The organism is Candidatus Synechococcus spongiarum (genome assembly GCF_900047545.1).
Taxonomy (GTDB): Bacteria; Cyanobacteriota; Cyanobacteriia; order PCC-6307; family Cyanobiaceae; genus Synechococcus_B; species Synechococcus_B spongiarum_C.
Genome location: NZ_FITM01000038.1, coordinates 1 through 3,930, shown reverse-complemented (window position 1 = coordinate 3,930; position 3,930 = coordinate 1). Strand labels below are relative to the sequence as shown.

The window sequence follows — 3,930 nt, the reverse complement described above, 5'->3', positions numbered from 1 at the left end:
TCCAGCCAGGTGGAACGCCTGCGCCAGTGGTTACCCCGCTCCGGACTCATGCCCGCTGGCGCCAAACTGCTGGTGACCCGAGAACCTGGTGGGACCCCCCTGGGGGAGCAGTTGTATCCCATCCTGTTCAGTCGCCGGTTGACAGTCCACAGCCGGGCCGAACTCCTCTTGTTTGCAGCAGACAGGGCTCAGCATGTGGAGGCCGTAATCCGTCCAGCCCTCAACGCGGGCCACTGGGTGGTGAGTGACCGCTTCAGCGGCTCCACCGTGGCCTACCAAGGCTATGGCCGTGGCTGTGATTTGGAGCTCATCCACACCCTGGAGCAGATGGCCACCGGTGGCCTGACGCCAGATCTCACCCTTTGGTTAGACCTCCCCCCTCAACAAGCCCATGCTCGCAAATCCCCACAAGACCGAGACCGTTTTGAGGGCGCCGGGTTGGACTTTGCCCAGCGGGTGGCCCACGGCTTCCGGCAGTTGGCGAGGGAGCGAGGCTGGCGGCGAATCCCGGCTGGGGAAGCCTGCGCCACTGTGGAAGCTGCCATTCAGGCGGCTACCCGCAGCACCTTTGCGGCTTGAAACAGGATGAGCGCCCCAGTCTCCGGGACTGTCTTTGCTGATGTGATTGGCCAGGGGCAGGCTGTGGAATTACTGCAGGCCAGCCTGGAGACGCAGCGCCTGGCGCCGGCCTATCTGTTTTGCGGTCCCCACGGGGTGGGTCGTCGCCGAACGGCTTTACGGTTCCTGGAGGCCGTTCTGAGTGGGCGTGTGCAAGGGGGGAATCTTGCCCAGCGGCGGCGGCTGGAGGAGGGCAATCACCCCGACCTGCTGGTTGTGGAACCCACCTACAGCAGCCAGGGCCGTCTGCTAACCGCTGCCGAGGCAGATGGTCAAGGCCTCAAAAAGCGAGGCCTCCCCCAGTTGCGTTTGGAACAGGTGCGGGACGTGGGTCGTTTCCTGGCCCGTCATCCTCTGCAGGGACAACGCTCCTGTGCGCTGTTGGACGGGGTGGAGCGTCTCAATGAGGCAGCAGCCAACGCTCTACTCAAAACCCTGGAGGAACCCGGTGGCGGCCTGCTGGTGTTGCTGGCCCCCAGCCGCAGCCATGTTCTCGCCACCATCCTGTCCCGCTGCCATGTGGTCAATTTCCGTGCCCTCTGCCCAGCAGCGATGCAGCAAGTGCTGGGGGGCCTGGAGCGCCCTGAGGGGGCGGACCCCCCGGAACTCCTGGCCCTGGCGGCCGGCAGTCCGGGGCAGTTGCTCCACCATCGGCAACAGTGGCAGGCTCTGGAATCTGACCAACGGGAGCTGCTGGAGCAGCCCCTGGAGACGCCTCATCAGGCCTTGACATTGGCCAGGAACATTGCCGAGCGCCTGGATCTGGAGCAGCAACTCTGGCTCATCGGCTGGTGGCAGCAGCATCTGTGGAGAGGGGGGTATGGGGAGCCGTCCTTGATCGGGACAAGGATCAGGGACCTGGAGCGCCTTCACCGGCAATTGAGGGGTTATGTGCAGCCCCGTCTAGCTTGGGAGGTCACCCTCCTGAGCGGGTTGGCGCAGCGCTAAAGCCGGAGCTTGGCGCCGTCTTGTTGTTGGCTCCGTTATTGGCGCTTTCCGTACTTGCCTCTTGCGCCAAGGCGAGTTCGTTGCGGTAGCGCTCCACCGCTGCAGAATCTCCGGGCAACTCCAGGCAGTAGCCGGCCCCGTAAACGGTCTTGATGTAGGTGGGCTTGCGGGGGTTGGGCTCCAGCTTGGTGCGCAGATGGCGGATATGGACGCGGATGGTCTCAATGTCGTCACCTGGGTCGTACCCCCACACGTCCTTGAGGATCAAGGAGGGGGCCACCGTCTGGCCATGGCGCTGCAGGAGGCAGTGGAGCAGTTCAAACTCCAGGTGGGTCAGGCGCACTGGCTTATCAAACCAGATGGCTTCAAAGCGTTCCGGGATCAGGGTAAGCGGACCAAAACTCAGGATTTCCGTGTTCTTTGCCGAGAATGGCGAGTGGTCACTGCGCCGCAACAGTACCTTGACCCGGGCCAGCAGTTCGTCCAGTTCAAACGGCTTAGTGAGGTAATCATCGGCGCCTGAATTGAAGCCGCCCACCTTGTCTTTGGTGCTGGCCAAAGCCGTGAGCATGAGGATGGGCACCTGAGAGGTGCGGCTATCCCGCCTCAGACGCTGGCAGAGGGTGAGACCATCCACCAGGGGCAGCATCAAGTCCAGGATGATCAGATTGGGGATGCTTTGCATGGCCAGGGCCTGACCCTTGACGCCATCCTCGGCCAGTTGCACCTCAAAGCCGGCATGCTTCAGGCTTCTCGCCACCAACTGGCGCATATCCCGGTCGTCTTCTATGAAGAGAATGTTGGACTTCATGGGCAGAGGCAAGGGATTGAGAAGGGTCCACCAGTGTTAGCGGACCAAGTCGTCAGAATTTTCTTCAAAGAAATCTTAGTGGTCCCAGCCGGGAAGGGCCAGCAATCGGGCGCCTTGGGTTTGCAAACACACAAATTGACCATGCCCTGGGTCTTGCTGCCGTCTGCCAGTGCTTCCATATCTGCCCATGGTTTGCCACGAATAGATGAATGGGCGGCCCCCTCATCGCCACAGTGAGGCTGGCTGGTGGCAGCAAAATGGCTCCCCGGACTGGATTCGAACCAGTGACCAATCGATTAACAGTCGACCGCTCTACCGCTGAGCTACCGAGGAATACGGGGGAGAGCCTAGCTTGCCTGCCGTCGTTTGAGCAACCCTTCTCTTTGTCGTCGGAATTAACCAGTGGCCCTGGCTGGCCTGATGGTGCCCTGGTCCATGCGGAAAGCCCCGTCACAGCAGTCCAGTTCCTCCAGCCTGTGGGTCACCCATAACGCGGTCAGGCCTTCCGAACAGAGGTGACGCACCAATATCAGCACCTCCTGCTGGCTCTGGGGATCCAGGAGAGCCGTGGGCTCATCCAGGAGCAGTAACCTGCTGTCACTGGCCAGGGCAGTGGCAATGGCGAGCCGTTGCTTTTGACCACCGCTCAGGGTGTGGATGGGGCGTTGCCCAAAGCCCTGCAGACCCACCCGCTCCAGGGCAACACCGACCTGCTCCTGACGCTGTGGGGGAGACAGGTGGCTGGGCATCCCCAGTTGGAGATCGGCGCCGCAACTGGGCAGCAGCAGTTGATGGTCGGGATTCTGAAACACCAGGCTGGATGGACGGTAACACTCCACCCTGCCGGAATCCGGCTGAATGAGGTCCGTAATCACCCGCAGCAGGGTACTTTTGCCGCTGCCGTTGGCCCCCACCAGCATCCACAGGCCCTGGTGCGGCAACTCCAAACTGCACCCATTAAGGACAACCTGGCCACTGGGCCAGCGCAGCCGCAGGTCAGAAATCCGCAGGGGGACGCGGGGAGAGGGAGATAACGGGGAGGGAGGCTTGATCTCAAGCATCCAGGCTGAAGCCAGGCCGCCGGGTGCGCCCGCTAACGCCACTGGAGCGCTCGTACATCTGCACAGAGGCAATCTCGTCACTCAGAAGCAGAACTTTGCGCTCACTGCTGGCGTCGCAGTTGAGCCGGAGCAGTTGGGAGCGTTGGGAGGTCATCGCTCCCCCCAGGCTTTGCAGCAGGGCCTCTGCATCAGCTCGTTCCTGTCGCTGGACAGTGAGTGGGAGTGGGTTGCGTTTGAGGGAAATTTCGACGGTGAACACCGAATCGATCAGCGCTTGCTGAGCAAGTGTATTGGGCAGAGAATGGTTCGGCGCGGCACTTGAGGCCAAGGCTCTGCACAGAATTTTTTTAGTTTTGCTCAGATAATTTTGGGTAAAAGTACTCAGCAGGTCATTCTGCAGATTTTCCTAAGGTGTTTTTGCAATACTTTGAAACCTTATGACCATTGCTGTAGGGGGTGCGCCAGCAGCACGGGGATGGTTTGACGTCCTCG

Annotated in this window: 5 protein-coding genes and 1 tRNA gene; 2 read left to right on the top strand and 4 right to left on the bottom strand. The window is 61.3% G+C overall.

Annotation, left to right across the window (positions count from 1 at the left end; all coding sequences use genetic code 11):
* Together tmk and FLM9_RS01515 are read left to right on the top strand one after the other, a co-directional pair.
* On the top strand, positions 1–579 hold a 579-nt coding region (tmk, locus tag FLM9_RS01520), incomplete at its 5' end, for a dTMP kinase (RefSeq protein WP_074456941.1).
* Between the two features lie 6 nt (positions 580–585).
* Positions 586–1,566 carry a DNA polymerase III subunit delta' gene (locus tag FLM9_RS01515; RefSeq protein WP_074456940.1) on the top strand — a complete coding sequence of 327 codons (981 nt, stop codon included), beginning with the start codon at positions 586–588 and terminating at the stop codon, positions 1,564–1,566.
* On the opposite strand, the gene FLM9_RS01510 is transcribed toward FLM9_RS01515, so the two are convergent.
* The 4 genes from FLM9_RS01510 to FLM9_RS01495 all read right to left on the bottom strand — a co-directional run bounded on the left by FLM9_RS01510 (position 1,535) and on the right by FLM9_RS01495 (position 3,766).
* On the bottom strand, positions 1,535–2,377 hold the full coding sequence (locus tag FLM9_RS01510) for a response regulator transcription factor (protein WP_074456939.1): 843 nt from the start codon (positions 2,375–2,377) through the stop codon (positions 1,535–1,537). The two genes, FLM9_RS01515 and FLM9_RS01510, sit on opposite strands and share 32 nt — an antisense overlap.
* Before the next feature lie 258 nt (positions 2,378–2,635).
* Positions 2,636–2,710 (bottom strand) — tRNA-Asn (locus FLM9_RS01505).
* 62 nt (positions 2,711–2,772) lie between these two features.
* Positions 2,773–3,438 (bottom strand): ABC transporter ATP-binding protein, encoded by a 666-nt coding sequence (locus FLM9_RS01500; protein WP_081340108.1) that lies wholly within the window; start codon positions 3,436–3,438, stop codon positions 2,773–2,775.
* Positions 3,431–3,766 carry a UPF0367 protein family gene (locus FLM9_RS01495; protein ID WP_143324545.1) on the bottom strand — a complete coding sequence of 112 codons (336 nt, stop codon included), beginning with the start codon at positions 3,764–3,766 and terminating at the stop codon, positions 3,431–3,433. Before FLM9_RS01495 ends, FLM9_RS01500 begins: the two co-directional genes overlap by 8 nt.
* Positions 3,767–3,930 lie beyond the last annotated feature (164 nt).

What these genes read in the sequence shown, in the direction of transcription:
- FLM9_RS01515 (WP_074456940.1), top strand. Translation starts at nt 586, where the DNA reads ATGAGCGCCCCAGTCTCCGGGACTGTCTTTGCTGATGTGATTGGCCAG.
- FLM9_RS01510 (WP_074456939.1), bottom strand. Translation starts at nt 2,377, where the DNA reads ATGAAGTCCAACATTCTCTTCATAGAAGACGACCGGGATATGCGCCAG.
- FLM9_RS01500 (WP_081340108.1), bottom strand. Translation starts at nt 3,438, where the DNA reads ATGCTTGAGATCAAGCCTCCCTCCCCGTTATCTCCCTCTCCCCGCGTC.